Here is a 23,176-nt window from a genome sequence, read left to right on the forward strand (position 1 = left end):
AGACTGTGTCTGCCACCGAGAACTCGGCCGTTCTGCCAGCGTCGCTGGGACTCGACCACGCGGACCCGGCGCTGACGGCGGCCGTCATCGCGGGTCTGGCGAAGGTCGAGGACGTCCTGCGCACCACCGTGCACAGCGACGTGGACTACATAGACGACGCCGCGCTGCACCTGGTCCGCGCGGGCGGCAAGCGCTTCCGCCCGCTGTTCACCCTCGTCGCCGCCGAGTTCGGCACCGGCGCGACCGACGAGGTGATCGCCGCGGCCGCCGCCGTCGAGCTGGTCCACCTGGCCACGCTGTACCACGACGACGTCATGGACGAGGCCACGATGCGCCGCGGCGACGCCAGCGCCAACGCCCGGTGGAGCAACTCCATCGCCATCCTCACCGGCGACTTCCTCTTCGCCCACGCCTCGATGCTGGTCGCCGACCTCGGCCCGGCCGCCACCCGGGTGATCTCGGAGACGATGCGCGAGCTGGTCACCGGCCAGATGCGGGAGACCATCGGCGCGCGCGGGGCGGACCCCATCGAGCACTACCTGTCGGTGATCGCGCAGAAGACCGGCTCGCTGATCGCGACCGCGGGCCGCTTCGGCGCGATGTTCGCGGGCGCGCCCATCGAGCACACCGAGGTCCTGCAGCGGGTCGGGGAGGTCGTCGGCGCGGCGTTCCAGCTCTCCGACGACGTCATCGACATCGCCTCCCCCGCGGCGGAGTCCGGCAAGATGCCGGGCACCGACCTGCGCGAGGGCGTGCGGACCCTGCCGATGCTCTACGCGCTGGCCGACGACCCCGACCCCCGCCTGGTGTCGCTTCTCGACGGTCCCATCACCGACGAGGCCGCGCTGCAGGAAGCCCTGGACCTGCTGCGGAAGTCGCCGGGGCTGGAGCGCGCCCGGCAGACCCTCGATGACTACACAGCGCGCGCGGACGCCGAACTCGCCATCCTTCCGGAGAGCCCGGCGCGCGAGGCCCTGCACCTTTTGACACGCTACGTGGTCGAGCGGACGCACTGAGCGCTATCACGGCGCAATCTCGGCGGGGTATCGGAATGGGCTCTGTGATTCGTTCGCGGAATCCACCGGCTGGCGCACGGCACATCAGGAGGCGCAGTAGCCTCTCCTAGTCTTTCAGCGACGGTCTGGCGCGATGTGTGGCAGGACCGGGAGGGAGAAGAGGCACGATGGGGTTGTTCGGGGAGGTGTGGCTCTGGAGCCTCGCCAGTTTCCTGGTCGGCGCGCTCCTGTGCTGGGCGCTCGTTGCCCGACCCGCCCGCAGGCGTGCCATCGAGCTGGAGGAGAGCCTGGCCGACGCGCGCAGGCGCAAGCCCTCCTATGAGGACGCCGCGCCGGCCGCCCTGCTCCCCGGGTTCGACCGCTCCGACGCCGCGCGCCGGGACGACGGGTACGCGGACTACCTCGACGCCGAGCGCTCGGCGGACGCGCACGGCTCCCGCGCCGAGCAGTCCCCCGACTCGCGCCCCGAGCGCTCCTTCGACTCCGGGCGTTCCTTCGACCCTCAGCCCTCCTCTGACTCCGGGCGCTCCTTCGACTCCGGTGGCTCCTTCAACTCCGGTGGCTCTTTCGGCTCCCGGCCCGACTCGCGACCTGACTCGCGGCCCGGCTCCCGGGGGCCCTTCGACTCCCGCGCGGCGGACTCGCCCGATGAGCTGACCGCGCCGCCGGAGCCCGCCCACGAGCCCGCCGAGCCGCCCGCGATCACCCCCGTCGAGACCACCCAGCTGATGGCCGCCCCGCCGGTGGCCTCGCACGAGCCGGTCGCCGCCCCGCCCGAGGTCGACTGGTTCCCCGCCGCCGAGCGCTTCGACGCCTCCCGCCTCGACGCCGACGACCGGGCCGACGACCGGGCCGACAACCAGGCAGGCGACCGGGCTGATGACCGGCCAGGCCACCGGGCCGCCGATGACCGCGCCGATGACCGCGCCGACGACCGGGCCGACGAGCACTTGGTCGACGACCTCCCCGACGACGCCACCACCGCCGACGAGCAGGACGACGACCGGGCTGATGACCGGGCTGATGACCGGGACGGCGACCGGTACGCCCGCGGCGGCACGATCTTCACCCAGCACACCACCCCCATCCCGGCCGAGCTGATCCGCAAGATCGACGAGGACGGCTCCCTGGTCGACGACCTCGATGACGCCGACAGCGCCGACGGTGCCGACAGCGCCGACGACCTCGACGGGATCGACCCCCACCGCGGCCACTTCGCCGACGCCCTGACCCCGGACGACGAGGAGGAGTGGGCCACCTCCCGAGGCGCCCACAGCCTCGACGAGCCCGACAGCCCCCGGGACCCGGCCACCACCTACCTCCCTGCCCTCACCCCCGCCGTCGCCACCGCCGACCCCACGGAGAACGGCCACGGCCCGGCCACCCGGCACGAGCCCGAGCGGCGCCCGGACCACGAGCCGACCGTCTACACCCCGGCCCTCGGCCACCGCCACGACGACGAGGACCAGCCCGAGCCCGACGCGGCGCACGGCTCGCGCAGGCCGGAGCCGGGCCACGCCCTGCCCAAGCGCCCGGAGCGCCAGCCCGAGGCCACGGTGTACGCCTCCGCGCCCGAGCTGGACCTGCCCAAGCGGCATGAGCGTCAGCCCGAGCCCGAGGCCACGATGTACGCGCCCGCGCCTGAGCTGGATTTGCCCAAGCGCCGTGAGCGCGAGCCTGAGCCGACCACGTACGCCCCGCCCGTCCGCGACAGCCGCGAGCCCGAGCCGTCGATGTTCGAGCCCGCCACGCCGGTGGAGCCCGCGCGCCGCGAGCCGGACCCGGCGGTCTTCGCGCCCAGCGTGCCCGAGCCCGTCGACGAGGAGCCGGACCCGGTCATCCCCGACCCGGAGGCCGCGCCGCAGCTGCCGGGGTCGCTGCCCAAGCGGGTGCCGAAGAAGCCCGGCGACCGCTTCCCGTTCGGGGTGCGCACCTCCACCCCGGCAGGCCCGTCCGTCCCGTCGCAGACCGGCTCCGCCACGCCCTCGGTGCCCCGCCAGGGCTCCGACGCGGAGCGGTCGCGGTCGCTGTTCGAGCCCATCCGCCCGGCCGACGAGGCCGCGAGCGCGGCCAAGGCGCCGGTCCCCGCGGTGAGCAAGCCGCGCCGCGGCCGCGCGGCCCAGGTCTCGCCCGGCGGCGTGGACACCTTCGTCCCGCCGGGGCCCTTCGGTCCGGGCTCGGCGATGCCGCTGCCGGGCGGGCACTCCCCGTCCAGCGAGTACCGGGTGAAGGCGAGCGTCACCGCGCTGCGTTATTGCTCCCCCGAGTCGGCGAAGTTCGACCGCACGGTGGCGGAGGTGTGGTTCCGCTCGGTCGCCGACGCCGAGCGGGTGGGCTTCCGACCGCTGGCCTGAGCCGTTGGCCTGAGCCGGTTCGGCTCGCGGTGATCGTTGCGGGGTGATACAACGAGGGTCGGGCTAGGAGGGCTGTGGTGCGTCGACCACTCGTGCTGTGTGCGCTGTCGTTCCTGTTGGGGATCGCGGCCGTGTGGCTGTGCAGGCAGCGCGAGATCCGCGAGTTCTCAACGGACGCCCGCGCCGTCGTCGACCCGCCGACCGGGGGCATCCCGGTGCCCACCGCCGAGGGCAGGCTGTCCGGCACGCTGGACGGGCTCCTCGACGACGACGCGCTGATCGACCAGGACGACTACGACGAGCGGTGGTCCGCGGTGGAAGTGGCCCCCGGGCCGTACCCCGGCTCCGCGCTGCCCCTGCCCGACGGCGGCGCGCCCTCGGACGAGTACACCGTCAAGGGCATCGCCGAGCACTTCCACACCACCGAGTCGCCGCAGTACCCGCGGGTGCGCGCGCAGCTGTGGTTCCGCAACCCGACCGACGCCGAACGGGCCGGCCTGACGCGCTGGGACACGTGAAACGGGCCCTCCCCCGATGGGGAGGGCCCGCTCGTCACGACGTGGCCTGCTCAGCCGATGACGGTCCAGGTGTCCTTGCCGTGCAGCAGGGCCCGCAGGTCGGTCTTCTTCGCCGCCCTGGCCTCGGCCACCTGGGCCCTGGCGAGGTCGTCGTAGGTCTCCCTGCGCACCGAGCGGAACACGCCCGTCACGGTGTGGCTCAGGTCCTGCGTGGACAGCCGCGACAGCGCGAACGCGTAGGACGGGTCGGTGGCGTGGGCGTCGTGCACGACCAGCGCCGCCTCGCCGACCTCGGCGACCTTCGCGACCTCCAGCGACCCGAAGCCGGAGCGGACGACGCCGAACTCGCCCTCGGCCCCGAACCGGATCGGCTTGCCGTGCTCCAGCGGGATGAGCCGCCGCTCGGCCTGGCCCGGCTCCTTGAGGGCGTCGAAGGCGCCGTCGTTGAAGATCGGGCAGTTCTGGTAGATCTCCACCAGCGCCGAGCCGCGGTGCTCGGCGGCCTGGCGCAGCACCTCGGTGAGGCCCTTGCGGTCGGAGTCCAGCGCTCGGCCGACGAACGTGGCCTCCGCGCCCAGGGCCAGCGAGACCGGGTTGAACGGGAAGTCCAGCGAGCCCATCGGCGTGGACTTGGTGACCTTGCCCGGCTCGGAGGTGGGGGAGTACTGGCCCTTGGTGAGCCCGTAGATCCGGTTGTTGAACAGCAGGATCTTGAGGTTCACGTTGCGGCGCAGGGTGTGGATCAGGTGGTTGCCGCCGATGGACAGCGCGTCGCCGTCACCGGTGACCACCCACACCGACAGGTCCGGCCGCGCGGTGGCCAGGCCGGTGGCGATGGCCGGGGCGCGCCCGTGGATGGAGTGCATCCCGTAGGTGTTCATGTAGTACGGGAACCGCGAGGAGCAGCCGATGCCGGAGACGAAGACGATGTTCTCCCGCTTGAGCCCCAGCGACGGCAGGAACGACTGCACGGCGTTGAGCACGACGTAGTCGCCGCAGCCGGGGCACCAGCGCACTTCCTGGTCGGACTTGTAGTCCTTGGCCTTCTGCGGCTCGTCAGCGGTGGGAACCCCCGCCAGGCCGGGCAGACCCAGGTCGATCGTGGTCACGCGGCATCGGCCCCTTTCACGAAGTCCAGCAGCACGCCTTGCAGTTCCTCCGCCATGAACGGCAGGCCCGCCACCTTGGTGTAGCTGATCGCGTCCACCAGGTAGCGCGCGCGCAGCAGCATGGCCAGCTGGCCGAGGTTCATCTCCGGCACGACGACCTTGTCGTAGCGGGCCAGCACCTCGCCGAGGTTCTTGGGGAACGGGTTCAAGTAGCGCAGGTGGGCCTGGGCCACGTCGTGTCCGAGCTTGCGGACCCGCCTGCACGCCGCGCCGATGGGCCCGTAGGAAGACCCCCAGCCGAGCACCAGCGTCGTCGCCGTGCCCGAGGGGTCCTCGACCTCGAGGTCGGGCACCGTGATGCCCGCGATCTTGGCCTGGCGCAGCCGGGTCATCCGGTCGTGGTTGTCCGGGTCGTAGGAGATGTTGCCGGTGCCGTCGGCCTTCTCCAGCCCGCCGATGCGGTGCTGGAGGCCGGGCGTGCCGGGCACCGCCCAGGGGCGGGCCAGGGTCTCCGGGTCGCGCAGGTAGGGCAGGAACTCGCCGTCGGCGCCGTTGGGCTCGGTGGCGAACTGCACCCTCAGGTCGGGCAGCGTCGACAGCTCGGGGATCAGCCACGGCTCGGAGCCGTTGGCGATCGCGCCGTCGGAGAGCAGCAGCACCGGCGTGCGGTAGGCCAGCGCGATGCGCGCGGCCTCCACCGCCATGGCGAAGCAGTCGGCGGGCGACTGCGGGGCCAGCACCGCGACCGGGGACTCGCCGTTGCGCCCGAACAGCGCCTGCAGCAGGTCGGCCTGCTCGGTCTTGGTCGGCAGGCCGGTGGACGGGCCGCCGCGCTGCACGTCGATGACGATGAGCGGCAGCTCGGTCATCACCGCGAGGCCGATGGTCTCCGACTTCAGCGCGATGCCGGGACCGGAGGTGCTGGTCACGCCGAGCGCGCCGCCGTAGCTGGCGCCCAGCGCGGCGCCGATGCCCGCGATCTCGTCCTCGGCCTGGAAGGAGGTGATGTTGTAGTGCTTGAGCTTGCTCAGCTCGTGCAGGATGTCGCTGGCCGGGGTGATCGGGTACGTGCCGAGGAAGATCGGCAGCGCGGACTGCTCAGCGGCGGCGACGAGCCCGTAGGCCAGGGCGGTGTTGCCGGTGATCTGGCGGTAGGTGCCCGGGTTGAGGTTCGCGGGGGCGACCTCGTAGGTGACCGCGAATGCCTCGGTGGTCTCGCCGTAGTAGTAGCCCGCGCGGAAGGCCAGCACGTTGGCCTCGGCGATGTCGGGCTTGCGGGCGAACTTCTCGCGCAGGAACCGCTCGGTGCCCTCGGTGGGGCGGTGGTACATCCAGGAGAGCAGGCCGAGGGCGAACATGTTCTTGCAGCGCTCGGCGTCCTTCTTGCCGAGGCCGGTCTCGGCGAGGGCGCCCTGGGTGAGGGTGGCCATCGCCACCTCGTAGACCTGGTACTGGGCCAGGGAGTCGTCTTCGAGCGGGCTGGTGTCGTAGCCGACCTTCGTCAGGTTGCGCTTGACGAACTCGTCAGTGTTGACGATCAGGGTGCCGCCGGGGGGCAGGTCGGCGATGTTCGCCTTGAGCGCGGCCGGGTTCATCGCCACCAGCACGTCGGGGCGGTCGCCTGGGGTGAGGATGTCGTAGCTGGCGAAGTGCACCTGGAAGCTGGAGACGCCGGGGATGGTGCCCTGGGGCGCCCGGATCTCCGCGGGGAAGTTCGGCATCGTGGACAGGTCGTTGCCGAACGCCGCGGCTTCCGAGGTGAACCGGTCGCCGGTGAGCTGCATGCCGTCACCGGAGTCACCGGCGAACCGGATGACCACCCGGTCCAGCTTGGTGACCTGGGCAGGCTTGGCAGCCGACCCGCCGTCGAGACTAGTGCTCATCGATCCCTCTCTCCTGGCCGCCGCCGCGACGTCTGCGAGGGTAGTACGGCCCTCCAGGCTCCTGGCCAAGCGTGGCCACCGGGTGCCCAGTATCCCGGTCTACCTGATATGTACCTGATGTTACTGTGACTCGCGGTAACAGTATCCCGGATGTCGGACGCGGTGTCCGATGTGTGGATTGTCTCAGCCCGGCTTGGTGATCCGCGCCTTCATGGCTGCCAGGAGCGCGGCGAACTCGGGCGTCTCCATGGAGGCCACCTGGGCGGTCAGCTCCGCGGCTATGGCTCCATCATGCCCCGACATCGCCGCGGTCGCCCTGAGCGTCCGCTTGGTGGACATCACCAGGTCGCGCGGGGCCGCCGCCGCTGGTGCGGCCAGTGCGACGGCGGCGGCGACGAGGTCGTCGTGGTCGCCGTCGACGGTGTCGAGCACGAGCCCGAGCCGCTTGGCCTCCCGCGCGTCGGGGACGTGCTTGAGCAGCGTCATCGCCGCGGCGGCCTGCGGGCCGACGACGCGCTGGAGCATCCAGGTCATCCCGCCGCCGGGGTGGATGCCCAGTTGCAGGAACCGCGCGTCGAAACGGGCCTTCGGACCTGCTAGGCGCACGTCCGCGGCCAGGGCGAGGTTGAGCCCCGCGCCCACCGCGGCGCCGCCGACCGCGGCGATGGTCGGCAGCGGCGAGCGCGCGACCGCGAGGAACCCCGCGTAGATGCGCTTGAGCCCGTCCTCCTTCGACTGGCCGAGCACGGTCAGGTCGGCGCCCGCGCAGAAGGCGGGCGGCGCGCCGGTGACCACGATGGCGTTGACGGTGCCGTCCTCGGCGCACCCCTCGACGAGGTCGGCGAGGTCCTGGGACATCTCCAGCGTCAGCGCGTTGCGCCGGTCGGGGTCGTCCAGGGTGATGACGGCCACGCCGCCGCGGCGCTCGATCTGCACGGTCATGGCAGTCGAACCTAGCGAGGTTCCGGGGCGGGTGGGCGTTCCAGGAGTGTGGAAAGCACCACCGTGGAGATGGTGCGCGAGACCATGTCGACCGCGCGCAGGCGTTCGAGGGCGTCCTCGAGGTGGTGGATGTTGGCCGCCCGCAGGTGCACTATCGCGTCGGCGGCGCCGGAGACGGTGTAGGCCGCGACCACCTCGGTGAGCGGTTCGAGGCGCTGGCGGATGCGGTCGGGGGAGACGTTGCTGTCGCAGAACACCTCCACGAAGGCCTCGGTGCCCCAGCCGAGGGCCTCCGGGTTGACCACCGCGGTGAACCCCCTGAGCACCCCGGCCTCCAGTAACCGGTCCACCCGCCGCTTCACCGCGGGCGCCGACAGGGAGACGACCTTCCCGATCTCCGCGTAGCTGGACCGCGCGTCGGCAACCAGCTGCGCAACGATTCGCTGATCAATGGCATCCATACGCAACATTATGTATGGATAGCCGCAACGCAGCGACATTGTTCGTTGGTTATCCGCACCCTTACATTTCGATCCATGACCACAGCGTCCACCACGCAGTCCACGGTCGTGCTGTCCGTGGCCGAGCGCGTCCCCACCACGCGCCGCTACTTGATGTGCGAGCCCCGCCACTTCACCGTCGAGTACGTGATCAACCCGTGGATGGACCCGACCCGCCCGGTGGACACCGCTCGCGCGGTGGCCCAGTGGTCCACCCTGAAGTCGGCGTACGAGTCGCTGGGCCACACCGTCGAGACCATCGATCCGGTCCCCGGCCTGCCCGACATGGTCTTCAGCGCCAACTCCGGCACCGTCATCGACGGCCGCGTCCTCGGCGCCCGCTTCCGCGCCCCCGAGCGCGCCGCCGAAGCCGACCACTACCGCCGCTGGTTCCTCTCAGCCGGCTACCGCGACGTCACCATGCCTTCCCGCATCAACGAGGCCGAAGGCGACCTCACCTGGACCGGTGACGTGCTGCTGGCGGGCACCGGCTACCGCACCGACCCCGCCGCCCACGCCGAAGCCCAAGAGGTCCTGGGCGTCCCGGTCGTCTCCCTCCAACTGGTCGACCCCCGCTACTACCACCTGGACGTGGCCCTGACCGTCCTCACCGAAGCCACCCCCACCCGCCGAGCCCACGTCGCCTACTACCCCGACGCCTTCTCCCCCGGCACCCAACGCGTCCTGTCCCGCCTCTACCCCGACGCCATCCTCGCCACCGAAACCGACGCCGCCTGCCTGGGCCTCAACGCCGTCTCCGACGGCCGCAACGTCGTCGTGGCCACCGAAGCCACCCACCTGATCGGCTCCCTCAAGGCCCACGGCTACACCCCCATCCCCGTCGACATCTCCGAACTCCGCAAATCCGGCGGCGGCCCCAAGTGCTGCACCATGGAACTCCGGGGCTGACCGGCTGCCACTCCATCGACGGAACCTGGGCGACACGGTCGCGGTTGCGTCGGTGGGTGGCTGCTGTGAGGCCAGAATCCGGCGATGCACAGGGAATGCGTCGCCACCGCGCTCATTGGCTACGGGCGGTTGAGCGTGGGGCTGGTGGACAACTACGCCCGGCTGATCCAGGAGTTGGTGGATCGGTGCCTCTGTCCTCGGTGCGGGTGGGGGCCGAAGGCGGAGTGGGAGCACGTGTCGCGGGTGGTGGGGGATGGGTGTCTGCGGATCTGCGGCGAGTGCGCCGATCACGAGGGTATTGAGGAATTGCGCAGTGGCGTGGTGCCGCCGATCGTCACGTGGCCGACGCTGGGGAGCCGGGCGGCTCGGCGGGGGTGACGAGCAGGGGCTTTCGCGTGGCAGCGTGCTCTGGGGCCGAACGCGGAAGCAGTACCGGGGTGTCGGCGGCCACCGGCAGGCACGCGAAGATGGGCGGTGATGAACACCGACCAGCCCCGCAAGCGTTCCCGCAGGCCGGAGCCCCGCCTCTGGCGCGTCCCGGTGGTCGCCGTGACCCGCCTCACCCCCCGGATGGCCCGTGTGACCGTCCAGCACGAGTCGCTGGCCGCGTTGCAGGACGTGCGGACCGACCAGAACGTGATGCTCTACCTCTACCCGCCCGGCACCGACCTGCCCGGCACCCTGGCCGACGCCCGCGCCCGCTGGTCGCAGATACGGCCGCTGACCAGGACGTACACCATCGCCCGCCACGACGAGGCGACCAATGAGGTGGACTTCGACTTCGTCCTGCACGGCGACAGCGGACCGGCGTCGAGGTGGGCCGCCCGCGTCCGGCCCGGCGACGAGGTGATCTTCGTCGGCCCCTCGCCCGCTTATCAGCCCGACCCGGACGCCGACTGGTACCTCCTCGCGGGCGACGAGACCGCCCTGCCCGCCATCACCGCGATTCTGCGGACGGTGAACAAGCCCGTTCGGGCGTTCGTCGAAGTCGCCGACACCGGCGAGGAACAGCCACTGGAGAACGTCGTCTGGCTGCACCGCGACGGCGTCCCCGCGGGGGAGAGCACCGTTCTCGTCGACGCCATCCGGGCCGCGGATCTGCCCCCCGGCCTGCCGGAAGTCTGGATGGCGGGGGAGCGCGCCGCCATGCTCGCCGTACGCGCGCACCTGTTGTCGGAACGGGGTTTCCCGCGCGCCCGAGTCCGGCCGACGACCTACTGGCGCCGGGGTGAGAGCGGCAACTAGCGGAACCTTCCCCGCCCGCGATCCGTTGGTACATCGGACCGAAGGGGGGAAAGCGCATGCACCGCGAGGGATTGCGGGCCGCCCTGCTGCTCGGCGCGATCACCGCGCTGATCCTGCTGTTCGGCGCCCTGTTCGACGTGCTCGTGATCGCCGCGGTCGCCGTCATCGCGGTCAACGCCTACGCCTTCCTCAACTCCGGCCGCGGCGCCCTGCGCGCCATGCGGGCCCGGCCGGTCTCCGAGGCCGAGCAGCCCGCGCTGTACCGCGTCGTGCGCGACCTGGCGACCAAGGCGCGCACCCCCATGCCCCAGCTCTACATCAGCGCCACCGCCGCGCCCAACGCCTTCGCCGTCGGCCGCGGGCCGCGCAGCGCCGCCATCTGCTGCACCACCGGCTTACTGGAGCTGCTCGACGAGCGCGAGTTGCGTGGCGTCTTGGCCCACGAGCTCTCCCACGTCTCCCACCGCGACACGCTGGCCGCGGGGGTGGCGGGCGCGCTGGCGGGCGCCGTCGGCCTGGTCGCGGGCGCCGCCGCCGTCAGCGGCCTGTTCGGCGACGACGAGGACGACAACCCGATCGCCCTGCTCGCCGTCGCCGTGCTCAGCCCGGTGGCCGCGACGATGGTCCGGCTGGCCGTGAGCCGCACGCGCGAGTACCGCGCCGACGCCGAGGCCGCCCGCCTCACCGGTGACCCCTTAGGTCTGGCGTCGGCGTTGGACAAGCTCGACAGGGGCACGCGCGTCGCGCCGCTGGCCCCCCAGCCCGCGCTGCTGTCGCAGGCCCACGTGATGATCGCGAACCCGTTCCCGGCCGGGGCCCGGCAGGCCCGCCGGTTCGCCACGCACCCGCCGATGGCCGAGCGCGTCCGGCGGCTCAGCCGGTAGCGCCCGCCGTCTTGGCCACGCTCATGACGTACTGCCCGTAGCCGGACTTGGCCAGCTCCAGTCCCAGCGCGTACGTCGCCTCGGGGGTGATGAACCCCTGGTCGAGGGCGATCTCCTCAAGGCAGGCCACCCGGACGCCGGTGCGGTGCTCCAGGGTCTGCACGAACTGCCCGGCCTCCAGCAGCGAGTCGTGCGTGCCGGTGTCCAGCCAGGCGAAGCCGCGGCCGAGGTCGACCAGCTTGGCCCGGCCCTGCCGCAGGTACTCCAGGTTGACGTCGGTGATCTCCAGCTCGCCGCGCGCCGAGGGGGTCAGCCCGCGGGCGATCTTCACGACCTGGTTGTCGTAGAAGTAGAGCCCGGTGATCGCCCGGTTCGACCGCGGCTGCTCGGGCTTCTCCTCGATGGAGACCAGCCGCCCGGCCGCGTCGACCTCGCCGACGCCGTAGCGCTCGGGGTCCTTGACCCGGTAGCCGAACAGGGTGGCCCCGTCCAGCGTGGCCAGGCTCTCCTGCAACTGCTCGATGAAGCGGTGGCCGAAGAAGATGTTGTCGCCGAGGACCAGGGCCACGTCGTCGTCGCCGATGAAGTCGGCGCCGATGATGAACGCCTCGGCCAGGCCGTTGGGCTCGGCCTGCTCGGCGTAGGCGAAGCGCATCCCCAGGCGCGACCCGTCGCCGAGCAGTCGGCGGAAGTTGGGCAGGTCCACCGGGGTGGAGATGATCAGCACGTCCCGGATGCCCGCGAGCATCAGCACCGAGAGCGGGTAGTAGACCATCGGCTTGTCGTAGACCGGCAGGAGCTGTTTGGACACCGCCTGGGTGATGGGGTGTAACCGGGTCCCGCTGCCCCCGGCGAGGACGATGCCCTTCATCACGCGCTCCTACTCGTTGGCTACCAGATTGATTCTGTCTCCCCCGACCCCTCCAGCCGCTCGCGCTCGGCTCGAAGTGTGAGCAAGTCGGCCCGCACGTCGCAGGCCCGGTGGAAGCGGTTGCGGTCGCGCATCGCCAGCGCCAGGTCGATCGCCTGGTTCGCGCACGCCAGCCTGCGGTCGATCTCGGCAAGGCCGAGATGCCCGGCCCGCGCCATGGTTTCTCGCATGGTGTCCTCCGATCCCTCTTGAGGTCACCATGCGCTGGGGCGGACCGGGTTTCCGCTCTCAGCGTGCGAAGTTACCGGTAGTTGGTGAACTGCAGGGCAATGCCGAAGTCCTCCGACTTCAACAGTGCGATGACGTCCTGCAGGTGGTCCTTCTTCTTGCCGGAGACCCGCAGCTGGTCGCCCTGGATCTGCGCCTGCACGCCCTTGGGGCCGCCGTCGCGGACCTTCTTGGCGATCTCCTTGGCCTTCTCCGACGAGATGCCCTGCACGAGGCTCCCGGTGACCTTGTAGACCTTGCCGGAGAGCTCGGGCTCCTCGACGTCGAAGGCCTTCTGCGAGATCCCCCGCTTGATCAGCTTCTCCTTGAACACCTCGATCGCGGCCGCGCACCGCTCCTCGGTCTCGGCCTGGAAGGCGATCGCCTCCTCCCCGGCCCACGACACCTGCGCCCCGGTGTTCCGGAAGTCGAACCGCGTGGCCAACTCCTTGGCCGCCTGGTTCAGCGCGTTGTCGACCTCCTGCCGGTCGACCTTGCTCACCACGTCGAACGACGGGTCCGCCACGTGCCTCGCACCTCCGTGCCATAACCAAGCTGGTAGAGCCTCGGATGCTACCGCCAGCCCCACACCGGGGTACCCGCTGGAACCCACCCCCGCCCATTCGGTAAGGTCTCCCCGTCCGGCCACCACCGGACCCCGGCGGGTTGCCCGAGCGGCCAATGGGAGCGGACTGTAAATCCGTCGCGAAAGCTTCAGAGGTTCGAATCCTCTACCCGCCACAACAGCAGAGACATCCCCGTGACCAGTTCGAACAGGTCGCGGGGATGTTTTTGTGTGGTCCAGCTGCGTCCGGCTTGTTGGCGTAGAGGCAGAGCTAGAGAAGGTTGAGGAACTCGGTGGCCGTCAGGCCGGCTTGGCGGAGGATTGAGGCCAACGTCCCGCGCTTGACTGTGCCGTGCATCGGGACGATGACCGTGCGGCCGTCCGCGTGACGGTAGACAGCATGGCTGCCCTTGGTGCGCGTGTGCTCGAAGGCCAGGGATTCGAGCACGCGGGTGAGCTTGCGGACCGGTAGGTCCGACAGGGCAGGGCTCACGCGGCTGTTCCGGGTACCTGGAACGACGTCACCAACGGAGTCGAGGTGATCTGAGGGTCGGGAACTTCGGACAGGTACAGCTCCACGGCTTCGCGGAGGCTGGCCAAAGCCTCCTGGATCGACTGGCCCTGACTGGCCACGTCGACCTCCAGGCACTGCGCGATGTACCAGTCTTCCTCTTGATGCACCGCCGCGGTCAGCGTCCGATCGCTCGTCATGCTAGCCAGTCTCGCATCTACGAACGCCCACGTCAGCCCCGGTCACAAGCCCGTAGGACGCAGCAGACAGCTCGCCACAGCCCTTCCCAGCCGAGCTCCTTGGCAGGCCGCCAGCCCCGGGCGCTCTTCGCCCTTCTGTCCTTAGTGGAATATCATGGGTGCGAGTTTGGGTGCGAACCCATGCCGACGACGCCTCCACGGTTGTCCCTGTTACCTGTTCAGGTGGTCTTTGCCCACGTAACGGCCCGCACTTTCGCAGGTCAGCCGCCTGTAAATCCGTCGCGAAAGCTTCAGAGGTTCGAATCCTTACCCGCCACAAGCTGGTCTGACCAGCATGAGTAACGAAGCCAAGATCGAAGACGCTCGCGTTCGGTGATCTTTGGGTGCGACCCTCAGGACTTTCCTGGGGGTCGCTTTCGTTGTGGCCGATGGGCGCGTGGGCGAGGGATGTCGAGTTGGGTGTCGTGCGACCGATCGGTGGTTGTGTCTGAGGCTCGGTCATCTCTTGAGAATCGGAATGGGTGCGGAAGTGGTGGGCGAAGGTCGTCGAGGTTGGGCGAGTACTCGCGCCTGGGCTGGGTTTCTTGCTGGGTGCGGCACTGCCGCTGGCGGGACGTGTCTCGACGATCGGCGTTCTCGTGGGCGGCCTGGTGAGTCTTCCCAGGTCCGAGGTGTTTCTCTGTTCGTGAGTTGCCGGGCTGCTCCGGCTACACTTTGCTCATGACCACGCCGCCTGCGAGCAGGAGACGTCACGGGGCTTCTGGTGTTCATCGCCGGCTCAGTTCCCGTGGGCGCCTGGCGGTCGGGCACGTGTCGGTGCCGGAAGGGCTGATCAAGTCCGTCAGGGTCGCAGGGGTGGCGCGCAAGGCCAAGGATGTCGTGTCTCGTCGTGCCGAGGCCGCTCTGGTCGCCTCGGGCGGCATGGTGGGAAGGGCGACTGCGGTGACCACGCTTCAGTCGATGGCTGCGTCCGGGGAGGCGATCGCGCCGTCGGTCCGTGGCCCCATTCCCGTGCCTCCGCCGCAGGGGAGCCGACGTGTGAACGTGTCGGACCGGTTGGTGGCCGATCGTGACGAGGAGCGTTGGTGATCTACCTCGACTCGTGCGCGGTCATCAAGCTCGTGCACAACGAGGACCACAGCTCCGATCTCGTCGCGTGGCTCAACGCGACAGGTCGTTCGGGTGCGCAGCTCGTGTCTTCGGTGTTGGTGGAGATCGAGACGGTCAGGGCGCTTCGTCGCAGCGCTCCTGCGGCGTTGCCGGGGATTCCGGCCGTGCTGGCTCGGCTGTATCGCGTGCAGATCACTGACGTCATTCGGGCCACTGCGGGCGCGTACCCGGAAGCGACTCTGCGAACGCTCGATGCGATCCATCTCGCAACCGCTCAGGTGATCGTCTCCGAGACGGCAACGGCGCTCTCAGCGTTTGTCACGTACGACAAGCGGCTTCTTGACTCGGCCATTGCGGCAGGGCTGCCCGTAGCCGCGCCGGGCATGCTGGCGTAGGTGTATCTCCACAGAGGACCGGCATGGGTGCGAGTTTGGGTGCGAACTCCGGCCAATGGTGCCTTCACGCCTGTCGTCGCTACCTCATCCGGGTGGCCTGTGCCCAGGTGGGCGACTGCATCGTCGCAGGTCAGCCGCCTGTAAATCCGTCGCGAAAGCTTCAGAAGTTCGAATCCTCTACCCGCCACAACAGCAGAAGCGCCCCCGTGATCAGTATGGAATAGTCACGGAGCTTTGCTTGTTTGGCGGAGCTAGAAGGTGCGTGAAGGGGCGACGATCGTCGATTGGTCTTAGCTGGCCACGTCGATCTCGAGACACTGGGCGATGTACCAGTCCTCTTCCTGGTGCACTGCGGCGGTCGGCGTTCGGTCGCTCATACCGACAGTGTTCGGGCTTGTGCGAACGTGCTGCCACCGGAGGCGTGGGTATGTGGTGGGCCGTGTGGTCGTGAGTGGGGCGGGGCCCGGGTCTCGCTCCCTGCAAGCGTGGCCCGGGCCCCTGGAGCCCCCGCGCGCGTGAGGGCGGCGGCGGGGGGATTCTGTTTTTAACCGGTGGCGATTGGATTGGGTGAGGAATTCCTATTAACCGAATCCGATTAGGCTTTTCGGCCTGTCGCGCTGGGCCGTTTGGACGTTCGTCGTCTGGCGAAAAGAGCAGGTGGGAGGGGGGTCGCCTGGACGGGGGGTGTTCGAATCGAACAAGCTGGTTAGATTTCCCCATTGTCCGGGAATGATCTTGCGGGAGTCCGAGTCCATGAGACCCAAACATCGCCTGTTGCCCATTCTGCTCACCCTGTTCGCGGTCACGTCACTGGCTCAGGCCGCGCATGCCGATCCGCCGGAGCGGCCGGTCAAGGAGCCGCCTGTTGTCGTCGCCCCGCGGGCGCAGGGTGGTCCAGTCGCGGGAGCGCCCGTCTTCGACATGCGGGAGGGGGAGGGGCTCAAGGTCGACGAGATGACCGTGCAAGGGGTCTACCTGCCCTTCAACTTCACTTTCAGCTTCGGCTACAGCCTGAACTCCCGGACCTTCTGGCCGTCCTACGACGGCCGCGCCTGCGTCAACCTGCGCGGGACGGGCAGTGCGGAGCCGACGTGGTGGGGCCGGGAGATCCGGGTCGAGATGTGGAACGCCTACGGGACCGACACCAGGGTCGGGGCGACGGTGCGCTACTCGGTCAACGGCAACTACTACGGGTACTGCTGGACCGGCCTTTACCCCTACCACGAGCACTACTTCCGCCTGGTCAAGGACTGGGGTGGCAGCAAGAGCGTGTGGGGCGACGGCTGGGCGTCGACCTGACGGCGGCGGCGGGTGGGTCATTCCGGGCTCACCCGCCGAGCGGTTTCCCGAGCGGCGGCGGCCGGGTCGACGGCACGTTCCAGGCGCCAGCCCGGCCCGTCCTCCACCACGCGGCCCACGGTGACCGTGATGTCGCCGCGCACCAGCAGCACCCGGTTGCCCGGGCTGACCTCACCGCTCGGCAGGAACCGGCCCGCGTCGGTGACGGTCCCGGTGACGCCGGAGTGGTACATCCGCACCTCGCCCAGCGCCGAGAGCCGGGTGTCGACCAGACCCCCTGACGCGACCACCCCGAGCAGCCCCGCCGAGGTGACGATCAGATCCCCCGCCGACGCCCCGTCGGCGACCAGCCCCTCGGCCACGGAACGCAGCCCCACCGGACCGGTCACCGGGTCCGCGGTACCCGCCGCGGGCACGACGCCGCCGAGCGGGCCCGCCTCGAAGCTGCTGTTCCACGCCCCGACGCCCGCGGGCACCTGCGTCCACACCGCCCCGTCGGCCCCCGGCACCGGGCCGCCGATCGGGAAGTCGATCTCCGAGGACCGCAGGCTCAACCCCGCGCCGGGCGCGCCCAGCCCGAAGGCGACCCCGCTGACCTCGTCGCGCGGGTCCGGCCGGGCGGCGATGAACCCGATCCCCGGCTGACCCGCCGTCACCCTGGACGTCGCCCGCAGCAGCAGGGTCGACGTGTCGATCTGGCGCCCCACCGGCGTGGTGACGAAGGCGACCGCCCCCTCGGTCGAGGCCATCGCCACCACGGCGAAGTTCGCCGTCCCGAAGTACTCCGGCGCCCCGGCGAACAGGGCCCGCACCGCCCCCGACGGCCGGTGCGGACTCCTTCGCCAGACCGCCTCGGCGCGGGCCAGCAGGTCGGCGTCCTCGGCCAGCGAACCGCGCATCGGCCACTCGGCCACCGCGGGCACCGCCGCGGCCGGGATCGACGGCGACTGCGCCCCCCGGGGCACCAGCACCGCCCCGACGATGGCCACCAGCACCACCCCCAGCGCCGCGACCGCCTGCATCCGGTGCTGCCGCTGCACCCGGCGCCGCTCGTGCACCCGGCGCAGGACGAGGTCGGCTCCCCGGGGGGCGACCAGCACCGACCCCGACTCCTCGCGTAGCCGGACCACGGCGGGGTCCTGCTCGTCGACGGTCATCTCCCCCTCCTCCTCCCCGAGTAGTCCGAGAGATCCGACGATCCGGCCGCGCCCTGCTCCAGCTCCCAGATCTCCCGCATCCGGGCCAGACCCCGGCTGGTCAGCGACTTGACCGTGCCCACGGCGCAGCCCAGCTCCACGGCGGCCTGCGCCTCCGAGAGGTCGAGCACGACCCGCGCGACCACCGCGGCGCGCTGTCGGGGCGGCAGCTTCTGCAACACCACCAGGACATGGTCGCGGCTGACCACCGCGCCCGCGATGTCTGTCATGTCCAGCTGCTCGGCGATCTCCTCCGGCGCGACCGGCGCCGCCTTCTTCGCCGCGCGCAGGAACTCGTTGTAGATCGCCTTGCGCACGTACGCGACCGCGTTGTCCGCCTGCACCCTGCGCCACCGCTTCAGGCAGCGCAGCAGGGCTTCCTGCACGACCTCCTCGGCGTCCCACTGCCTGCCGGTGAGCATGACGGCGTACCGCAGGAGCTGGGGGTAGCGCTCACGCACGAACTCGTCGAACTCCGGCTCCGCGCGCACAACCCACCTCCCCCTCCGCCTGGCTCACCCCCTAGACCGGGGGACCCCTCGGAAAGGTTGCCGCTCCGTCCGGTCGTTGCCTAGGCGTTACGGTCGGCGCATGCGGCCCGCCTTCCACCTCGCCATCCCCGTCGACGACCTCACCGCCGCCCGCGCCTTCTACGGCGAGGTCCTCGGCTGCCCCCAGGGCCGCGACAGCGACACCTGGGTGGACTGGGACCTGATGGGCCACCAGCTCGTCACCCACCTGGCCCCGAAGGGCCCCGAGGCGAGCAACCCCGTCGACGGCCACGGCGTCCCGGTCCCGCACTTCGGGCTGGTGCTCGACGTCCCCGCCTTCCACGCCTTGGCCAGGCGGCTGCGCGCGGCGGGCGCCGGGTTCGTCATCGAGCCCTACGTCCGGTTCGAGGGCCTGCCCGGCGAGCAGTGGACGATGTTCCTGCGCGACCCGGCGGGCAACGCCCTGGAGTTCAAGGCGTTCGCCGATGAGTCCCAGATCTTCGCCCGCTGAGCGCCGCCGCGCCCGCACCGCCGCCCAGGGCCTGGCGGGCGAGCGCGCGAGGACCCCGGTCGAGGCCGTGCGCCGCGTCCTCGCCCTGCAGTCCCAGGACGTCCGCGCCGCCCGGCTCGCGATCCGGGCCCGCGGCGACGGCCTGACCCGGCACGGCGTCGACGCCGCCTGCGCCGACGGCACGCTCGTGCGCACCTGGGCGATGCGCGGCACCCTGCACGTGCTCGCCCGGGAGGACGTCTCCTGGGTGGTCGGCCTGCTCGGCCCCCGCTTCGCCCACGCGGGCCGCGGCAGGCGCGCGCGCCTCGGCCTGACCGACGACCTCTGCGCCCGCGGCGTCGAGGTGATCACCGAAGCGGCGGCCGCACCCCGGACCCGCGCCGACCTGGTGGCCCACCTCAGGGCCGCGGGCATCGACCTGGACCCGCGCACCCAGGCCCCGGCCCACCTCATCGCCTACGCGGCCATGACCGGCGCGGTCGTCCGCGGCCCGGACGTCTCCGACAAGACCCCGACCTACGTCCGCGCCCCCGGCACGACCGCGTTGGACGAGGACACCGCCCTGGCCCGCCTGGCCCAGCGCTACCTCGACGGCCACGCGCCCGCCACCGCCGAGGACTTCGCCGCGTGGTCCGGCCTGCCCCTGGCCAAGGCCCGCGCCGGATACGCCCAGGCCGAGCCGCCCGCCATGGCCGACCCCGGCCCCTCGGTCCGCCTGCTCGGCCACTTCGACGACTACCTGCTCGGCCACAAGGACCGCGAGCTGATCGTGCCGCCGCGCTGGTCGGCGCTGGTCTTCCGCGCGGGCATGATCATGCCGGTTGTCCTGGCCGACGGCGAGGTCGTCGGCACCTGGAAGAACCTCTCCGAGCACCTGGTCGAGGTCACCGGGCCTGTCCCGGCGGACTGCCGCGCCGAAGTCGCGGACCTCGGCCGCTTCCTCGGCGCCGAGGTCAGGCTGCGCGAGTAGCTGACCGTCGCGTGCGAGACGCGCCACATCCCCGGAAAAACAACGTTAGGCGGTACCGCGACCCGGTCTCGGGGTGAACGCTCGGCGTGGTTGTGTCCCCCTGTAACTGAGACACGTGCCCCTGTCGCCTGATCGGGGTACAGTTTCTCCGCCGTCGCCGACCAGGCTGTCCGAGGAGGTCGTATGCCGGACCACCCCGGAGCGCGGGAACCGCAGCCGCAGGCCGAGGCCCAGAACTGGCCCGCTGAGGAAGCACCCAACCGGCTCTTCTTAGCCTTCTCGATCCTCATCCTGGTCTCCGCGGTGATCGTCGCGGGCCTGCTGTCGTGGTGGCTGCCGCAGCCGGACAACCAGGCCGTGTGGGTCGGCCTGCTGCTGGCCCTGGGCTTCCTGCTCGCCGAGCAGCTGGCGATCAACGTCGACGTGCGCAGCGGCGTCTCGTGGTCGATCACCTTCTGCGAGATCCCGCTGGTGATCGGCCTGTTCGTCGCCCCGTTCGAGGTCGTGCTCGCCGCGCACCTGCTCGCGGGCGTCGGCACGCTGCTGATCCGCAGGGTCCAGGACCGCATCCTCTACAACGCGGGCGCCATGATCTTCGAGATCTGCGCCGCGTTCGCCGTCGCCAACTGGCTCAACGACCTGCTGGAGGGCATCGCGCCGTCGTGGACCGGCGTCGTCGCCGGTGCGCTCGCCGCGCCGCTGTCCTCGACCCTGCTCGCCCTGGTCTGCGTGCGCATCCTCGGCCGCAGGATGCGCCTGGGCGCCGCCGCCCGCCTGTTCCTGCGCACCCTCGTGCTCGGCCTGGTCAACGCCTCCGTCGGCGTCGTGGGCTACCAGGTCGCCGTGTACGCCGAGTGGGGCTGGCCGCTGCTGGTGCTGGCCCTGTCCGGCCTGGGCGCGCTGTACATCGCCTACTCCGGCCTGCTGCGCGAGCAGCGCGACCTCGAAGCGCTCTCCGAGGTCAGCCTCATGGTCGCCCGCTCGGGGCACCAGGCCGCCGCCAAGCCCTCGCTGGGCGTCGCCGACCCGACCGAGGGCACTGACGTCACCGACGCCGACGAGTGGCAGGTGATCGCCGACCGGGTCAAGGACCAGCTCGGCGCCGCCCGCGTCGTGCTGCGGCTGCGCTTCGACCCGAACACCCCGCTGCACACCGTCGTCTCCGGCGACGACCTGCCCGCCGAGACCGTCGACCTCGACGCGGCGGGCCCGCGCGCCGACGCCCTGCTGCGCCTGCCCGGCGCGCACGTGCGCCACTTCCGGCGCGTGGACTCGGTGCCCGAGGTCCGCCAGGGCCTGCTGCGCCGCGGCGTCGAGGAGGCGCTCGTCGCCCCGCTGCGCAGCGCCAGCCACCTGCTCGGCGTGGTCGAGGCGCACGACAAGCTCTCCCGCTGGCGCGGTTTCGGCCAGGCCGACGTCCGGCTCATCGGCACCATGGCCAGCCACCTCGCCACCGCGCTGGACAACCGCCGCCTGCTGGCCACCCTGCGCCACGACGCCTACCACGACCCGCTGACCGGGCTGCTCAACCGACCCGGCTTCCGCCGCACCGCGGGCGACCTGCTGCGCACCAAGCCCGACTCGGTGGTGCTGCGCATCGACCTCGACGTGCTGCCCGCCGTCAGCGACGCCCTGGGCTACGCCTGGAGCGACCGGATGATCGTGGCCGCGGGCCGCCGCCTGCGCGACGCGCTGGGCCCGGAGGTGCCGCTGGCGCGGCTGGAGGGCGGCGCGTTCGCCATCCTGCTGGCCGACACCGACGCCGAGCAGGCCCACGACGCCGCCGAGCGGCTGCGCAGCGGCCTCACCGCGCCGTACCCGGTCGACCGGCTCACCGTCGAGGCCGGGTCGGTCGTCGGCTACGCCAGCCCGCACACCGGCGAGGCCGAGCACGGCGTGGAGCTCGACGTCGACGCCCTGCTCCAGCGCGCCGACGTCGCCCTGCGCGCGGCGCGCTCCTCCGGGGAGGCCGTGCGGGCGTACCTGCCGACCATGGGCCAGATCTTCCTGCGCCGCTTCCAGCTGGTCACCCAGTTCCGCCAGGCGCTGGAGACCGGGCAGGTGAAGGTGCACTACCAGCCCAAGGTCGCCCTGCCGAGCCGCCAGCTGCTCGGCGTGGAGGCGCTGGTGCGCTGGCGGCACCCGGAGTTCGGCAAGCTCGACCCGGACGAGTTCGTGCCCGCCGTCGAGGCCGCGGGCCTGGTCGACGCGCTGACCGGGTTCGTGATGGACCAGGCGCTCATGCGGGTGCGCAAGTGGATGGACCGCGGCCTGCGGATCTCCGCGGCGGTCAACCTGTCCGTGCGCAGCCTCGACGACGCCACCTTCCCCGACCGCGTCGCCGAGGCCCTGGCCCGCCACGAGGTGCCGCCGGAGCTGCTGACCCTGGAGCTGACCGAGTCCGGCGTCATGGCCGACCCGCAGCGCGCCCTGCCGGTGCTGCGCGCGCTGCACTCCCTGGGCGTCGTGCTCGCGGTGGACGACTTCGGCACCGGCTACTCCTCGCTGGCCTACCTGCGCCAGCTCCCGGTGGACGAGGTCAAGATCGACAAGAGCTTCGTGCTCGGCATGGGCACCGACCTCGGCGACCACGCCGTGGTGCGCTCCATTGTGGAGCTGGGGCACTCCCTCGGCCTGACCGTGGTGGCCGAGGGCGTCGAGGACGACCTGGCCCGCGACCAGCTGACCGCGATGGGCTGCGACGTCGCCCAGGGCTACCTGATCTCCCGGCCCCTGTCGGAGAGCAGGCTGGAGGCGTGGCTGCAGGCCCGCACGACGCAGGCGCGCGGCGTCCGGGATGAGATGGTGCTCACCTTGTTGACCTGACAGGCCCCCCGGTTTTGGAGCCAGGACCGGGGCTGTGTAAAGTATCCAGCGTCCCCAGGGACAAGGCCCCTTTAGCTCAGTCGGCAGAGCGTCTCCATGGTAAGGAGAAGGTCTACGGTTCGATTCCGTAAAGGGGCTCGGTGGGACCAGGCCGCGATACATAGCAGGTAGCTGCCACGTATCGTGGCCTTGTTCCATGCCAGGCGGTGTAGCTCAGTTGGTAGAGCAAGCGGCTCATAATCGCTGTGTCGTCGGTTCAAGTCCGGCCACCGCTACGCGACGGGCGAAGTGTGTCGGCGGATAGCGCCGAACGATCGCTGCGCCATTTACCCTGGGGGCGGGCCCCCAGACCCCCAGCCGGGGCGTGCCCCGGCTCCGCGTTCGAGAGGTTTTGCTGTGGCTGCGACAGACGTGCGACCGAAGATCACGCTCGCGTGCGAGAGCTGCAAGCACCGCAACTACATCACCAAGAAGAACCGGCGCAACGACCCGGATCGCCTGGAGATGAAGAAGTTCTGCCCGAACTGCGGCAAGCACCAGACGCACAAGGAAACCCGCTGACCCTCAGCGCCTAGACACCTCCTCAGGGCCGTCCCACCACTGG

Annotated in this window: 24 protein-coding genes and 3 tRNA genes; 16 read left to right on the top strand and 11 right to left on the bottom strand. The window is 71.0% G+C overall.

The window, feature by feature from the left end:
• The first annotated feature begins 5 nt into the window (after positions 1-5).
• The 3 genes from ACTG9Q_RS03900 (at position 6) to ACTG9Q_RS03910 (ending at position 3,888) form a co-directional block, all read left to right on the top strand.
• Positions 6-1,016: a polyprenyl synthetase family protein gene (locus ACTG9Q_RS03900; RefSeq protein ID WP_455571168.1), complete on the top strand. Its 1,011-nt coding sequence runs from the start codon at positions 6-8 to the stop codon at positions 1,014-1,016.
• 167 nt (positions 1,017-1,183) lie between these two features.
• Positions 1,184-3,370: a sunset domain-containing protein gene (locus ACTG9Q_RS03905; protein ID WP_455571169.1), complete on the top strand. Its 2,187-nt coding sequence runs from the start codon at positions 1,184-1,186 to the stop codon at positions 3,368-3,370.
• 77 nt (positions 3,371-3,447) lie between these two features.
• Positions 3,448-3,888 carry a sunset domain-containing protein gene (locus ACTG9Q_RS03910; protein ID WP_455571170.1) on the top strand — a complete coding sequence of 147 codons (441 nt, stop codon included), beginning with the start codon at positions 3,448-3,450 and terminating at the stop codon, positions 3,886-3,888.
• Between the two features lie 50 nt (positions 3,889-3,938).
• Here ACTG9Q_RS03910 and ACTG9Q_RS03915 read toward each other — a convergent pair whose 3' ends face one another.
• The 4 genes from ACTG9Q_RS03915 to ACTG9Q_RS03930 all read right to left on the bottom strand — a co-directional run bounded on the left by ACTG9Q_RS03915 (position 3,939) and on the right by ACTG9Q_RS03930 (position 8,283).
• Entirely contained in the window at positions 3,939-4,997 is a 1,059-nt protein-coding gene (locus ACTG9Q_RS03915; protein WP_455571171.1) for a 2-oxoacid:ferredoxin oxidoreductase subunit beta, read from the bottom strand.
• On the bottom strand, positions 4,994-6,880 hold the full coding sequence (locus ACTG9Q_RS03920) for a 2-oxoacid:acceptor oxidoreductase subunit alpha (protein ID WP_455571172.1): 1,887 nt from the start codon (positions 6,878-6,880) through the stop codon (positions 4,994-4,996). Before ACTG9Q_RS03920 ends, ACTG9Q_RS03915 begins: the two co-directional genes overlap by 4 nt.
• Positions 6,881-7,063: 183 nt before the next feature.
• On the bottom strand, positions 7,064-7,822 hold the full coding sequence (locus ACTG9Q_RS03925) for an enoyl-CoA hydratase (protein WP_455571173.1): 759 nt from the start codon (positions 7,820-7,822) through the stop codon (positions 7,064-7,066).
• A gap of 11 nt (positions 7,823-7,833) precedes the next feature.
• Positions 7,834-8,283, bottom strand: coding sequence for an Lrp/AsnC family transcriptional regulator (locus ACTG9Q_RS03930; protein ID WP_455571174.1), 450 nt, complete (start codon positions 8,281-8,283; stop codon positions 7,834-7,836).
• Between the two features lie 75 nt (positions 8,284-8,358).
• On the opposite strand from ACTG9Q_RS03930, the gene ddaH reads away from it, so the two are divergent.
• From ddaH to ACTG9Q_RS03945, 3 genes are all read left to right on the top strand, one after another.
• A complete protein-coding gene (ddaH, locus tag ACTG9Q_RS03935; RefSeq protein ID WP_455571175.1) occupies positions 8,359-9,231 on the top strand; it encodes a dimethylargininase in 873 nt (290 codons plus the stop codon).
• 477 nt (positions 9,232-9,708) lie between these two features.
• Positions 9,709-10,476 (top strand): siderophore-interacting protein, encoded by a 768-nt coding sequence (locus ACTG9Q_RS03940; RefSeq protein WP_455571176.1) that lies wholly within the window; start codon positions 9,709-9,711, stop codon positions 10,474-10,476.
• Between the two features lie 56 nt (positions 10,477-10,532).
• Positions 10,533-11,360, top strand: coding sequence for a M48 family metalloprotease (locus tag ACTG9Q_RS03945; protein ID WP_455571177.1), 828 nt, complete (start codon positions 10,533-10,535; stop codon positions 11,358-11,360).
• On the opposite strand, the gene rfbA is transcribed toward ACTG9Q_RS03945, so the two are convergent.
• From rfbA to ACTG9Q_RS03960, 3 genes are all read right to left on the bottom strand, one after another.
• Positions 11,350-12,231 carry a glucose-1-phosphate thymidylyltransferase RfbA gene (gene rfbA, locus ACTG9Q_RS03950; protein ID WP_455571178.1) on the bottom strand — a complete coding sequence of 294 codons (882 nt, stop codon included), beginning with the start codon at positions 12,229-12,231 and terminating at the stop codon, positions 11,350-11,352. The two genes, ACTG9Q_RS03945 and rfbA, sit on opposite strands and share 11 nt — an antisense overlap.
• A gap of 20 nt (positions 12,232-12,251) precedes the next feature.
• Positions 12,252-12,461, bottom strand: coding sequence for a hypothetical protein (locus ACTG9Q_RS03955; RefSeq protein ID WP_455571179.1), 210 nt, complete (start codon positions 12,459-12,461; stop codon positions 12,252-12,254).
• Positions 12,462-12,532: 71 nt separating this feature from the next.
• Positions 12,533-13,024: a YajQ family cyclic di-GMP-binding protein gene (locus ACTG9Q_RS03960; RefSeq protein WP_455571180.1), complete on the bottom strand. Its 492-nt coding sequence runs from the start codon at positions 13,022-13,024 to the stop codon at positions 12,533-12,535.
• Positions 13,025-13,158: 134 nt separating this feature from the next.
• Between ACTG9Q_RS03960 and ACTG9Q_RS03965 the strand changes: the two genes are divergently transcribed.
• Positions 13,159-13,239, top strand: a tRNA-Tyr gene (locus tag ACTG9Q_RS03965).
• A gap of 95 nt (positions 13,240-13,334) precedes the next feature.
• On the opposite strand, the gene ACTG9Q_RS03970 is transcribed toward ACTG9Q_RS03965, so the two are convergent.
• Entirely contained in the window at positions 13,335-13,556 is a 222-nt protein-coding gene (locus ACTG9Q_RS03970) for a type II toxin-antitoxin system HicA family toxin (RefSeq protein ID WP_455571181.1), read from the bottom strand.
• The gene (locus ACTG9Q_RS03975; RefSeq protein WP_455571182.1) at positions 13,553-13,774 is read right to left on the bottom strand and encodes a type II toxin-antitoxin system HicB family antitoxin; all 222 of its coding nucleotides are present in this window, start codon (positions 13,772-13,774) and stop codon (positions 13,553-13,555) included. The genes ACTG9Q_RS03970 and ACTG9Q_RS03975 overlap by 4 nt, the downstream gene beginning before the upstream one ends.
• An 810-nt stretch (positions 13,775-14,584) precedes the next feature.
• On the opposite strand from ACTG9Q_RS03975, the gene ACTG9Q_RS03980 reads away from it, so the two are divergent.
• The 3 genes from ACTG9Q_RS03980 (at position 14,585) to ACTG9Q_RS03990 (ending at position 16,578) form a co-directional block, all read left to right on the top strand.
• Positions 14,585-14,863 carry a hypothetical protein gene (locus ACTG9Q_RS03980; protein ID WP_455571183.1) on the top strand — a complete coding sequence of 93 codons (279 nt, stop codon included), beginning with the start codon at positions 14,585-14,587 and terminating at the stop codon, positions 14,861-14,863.
• Complete coding sequence (locus tag ACTG9Q_RS03985; protein WP_455571184.1) at positions 14,860-15,279, top strand: type II toxin-antitoxin system VapC family toxin; 420 nt, start codon at positions 14,860-14,862, stop codon at positions 15,277-15,279. Before ACTG9Q_RS03980 ends, ACTG9Q_RS03985 begins: the two co-directional genes overlap by 4 nt.
• 774 nt (positions 15,280-16,053) lie before the next feature.
• Positions 16,054-16,578, top strand: a complete 525-nt coding sequence (locus tag ACTG9Q_RS03990) for a hypothetical protein (RefSeq protein WP_455571185.1) — start codon at positions 16,054-16,056, stop codon at positions 16,576-16,578.
• A 17-nt stretch (positions 16,579-16,595) separates the two neighbouring features.
• On the opposite strand, the gene ACTG9Q_RS03995 is transcribed toward ACTG9Q_RS03990, so the two are convergent.
• Both ACTG9Q_RS03995 and ACTG9Q_RS04000 read right to left on the bottom strand, forming a co-directional pair.
• Positions 16,596-17,735: a hypothetical protein gene (locus ACTG9Q_RS03995; protein WP_455571186.1), complete on the bottom strand. Its 1,140-nt coding sequence runs from the start codon at positions 17,733-17,735 to the stop codon at positions 16,596-16,598.
• Entirely contained in the window at positions 17,732-18,265 is a 534-nt protein-coding gene (locus tag ACTG9Q_RS04000; protein WP_455571187.1) for a sigma-70 family RNA polymerase sigma factor, read from the bottom strand. Before ACTG9Q_RS04000 ends, ACTG9Q_RS03995 begins: the two co-directional genes overlap by 4 nt.
• Before the next feature lie 100 nt (positions 18,266-18,365).
• Here ACTG9Q_RS04000 and ACTG9Q_RS04005 point away from each other — a divergent pair, with 100 nt between their 5' ends.
• From ACTG9Q_RS04005 to rpmG, 6 genes are all read left to right on the top strand, one after another.
• A complete protein-coding gene (locus ACTG9Q_RS04005; protein ID WP_455571188.1) occupies positions 18,366-18,776 on the top strand; it encodes a VOC family protein in 411 nt (136 codons plus the stop codon).
• Positions 18,751-19,746: a winged helix DNA-binding domain-containing protein gene (locus ACTG9Q_RS04010; RefSeq protein WP_455571189.1), complete on the top strand. Its 996-nt coding sequence runs from the start codon at positions 18,751-18,753 to the stop codon at positions 19,744-19,746. The genes ACTG9Q_RS04005 and ACTG9Q_RS04010 overlap by 26 nt, the downstream gene beginning before the upstream one ends.
• A 183-nt stretch (positions 19,747-19,929) precedes the next feature.
• Complete coding sequence (locus ACTG9Q_RS04015; protein WP_455571190.1) at positions 19,930-22,572, top strand: putative bifunctional diguanylate cyclase/phosphodiesterase; 2,643 nt, start codon at positions 19,930-19,932, stop codon at positions 22,570-22,572.
• 65 nt (positions 22,573-22,637) lie between these two features.
• Positions 22,638-22,710: transfer RNA gene (locus tag ACTG9Q_RS04020), tRNA-Thr, on the top strand.
• A gap of 64 nt (positions 22,711-22,774) precedes the next feature.
• Positions 22,775-22,847 (top strand) — tRNA-Met (locus ACTG9Q_RS04025).
• A 121-nt stretch (positions 22,848-22,968) separates the two neighbouring features.
• Complete coding sequence (gene rpmG, locus ACTG9Q_RS04030) at positions 22,969-23,133, top strand: 50S ribosomal protein L33 (protein WP_455571191.1); 165 nt, start codon at positions 22,969-22,971, stop codon at positions 23,131-23,133.
• The last annotated feature ends 43 nt before the right edge of the window (positions 23,134-23,176 follow it).

Source organism: Actinokineospora lacus (assembly GCF_053813445.1).

Bases quoted from the DNA above. Each gene is read 5' to 3' on its own strand.
- ACTG9Q_RS04015 (WP_455571190.1), top strand. From the start codon at position 19,930: ATGCCGGACCACCCCGGAGCGCGGGAACCGCAGCCGCAGGCCGAGGCC.
- ACTG9Q_RS04005 (WP_455571188.1), top strand. From the start codon at position 18,366: ATGCGGCCCGCCTTCCACCTCGCCATCCCCGTCGACGACCTCACCGCC.
- ACTG9Q_RS03905 (WP_455571169.1), top strand. From the start codon at position 1,184: ATGGGGTTGTTCGGGGAGGTGTGGCTCTGGAGCCTCGCCAGTTTCCTG.
- ACTG9Q_RS03955 (WP_455571179.1), bottom strand. From the start codon at position 12,461: ATGCGAGAAACCATGGCGCGGGCCGGGCATCTCGGCCTTGCCGAGATC.
- ACTG9Q_RS03975 (WP_455571182.1), bottom strand. From the start codon at position 13,774: ATGACGAGCGATCGGACGCTGACCGCGGCGGTGCATCAAGAGGAAGAC.
- ACTG9Q_RS03940 (WP_455571176.1), top strand. From the start codon at position 9,709: ATGAACACCGACCAGCCCCGCAAGCGTTCCCGCAGGCCGGAGCCCCGC.
- ACTG9Q_RS03920 (WP_455571172.1), bottom strand. From the start codon at position 6,880: ATGAGCACTAGTCTCGACGGCGGGTCGGCTGCCAAGCCTGCCCAGGTC.
- ACTG9Q_RS03925 (WP_455571173.1), bottom strand. From the start codon at position 7,822: ATGACCGTGCAGATCGAGCGCCGCGGCGGCGTGGCCGTCATCACCCTG.
- ddaH (WP_455571175.1), top strand. From the start codon at position 8,359: ATGACCACAGCGTCCACCACGCAGTCCACGGTCGTGCTGTCCGTGGCC.
- ACTG9Q_RS03945 (WP_455571177.1), top strand. From the start codon at position 10,533: ATGCACCGCGAGGGATTGCGGGCCGCCCTGCTGCTCGGCGCGATCACC.
- ACTG9Q_RS04010 (WP_455571189.1), top strand. From the start codon at position 18,751: ATGAGTCCCAGATCTTCGCCCGCTGAGCGCCGCCGCGCCCGCACCGCC.
- ACTG9Q_RS03995 (WP_455571186.1), bottom strand. From the start codon at position 17,735: ATGACCGTCGACGAGCAGGACCCCGCCGTGGTCCGGCTACGCGAGGAG.
- rfbA (WP_455571178.1), bottom strand. From the start codon at position 12,231: ATGAAGGGCATCGTCCTCGCCGGGGGCAGCGGGACCCGGTTACACCCC.
- ACTG9Q_RS03930 (WP_455571174.1), bottom strand. From the start codon at position 8,283: ATGGATGCCATTGATCAGCGAATCGTTGCGCAGCTGGTTGCCGACGCG.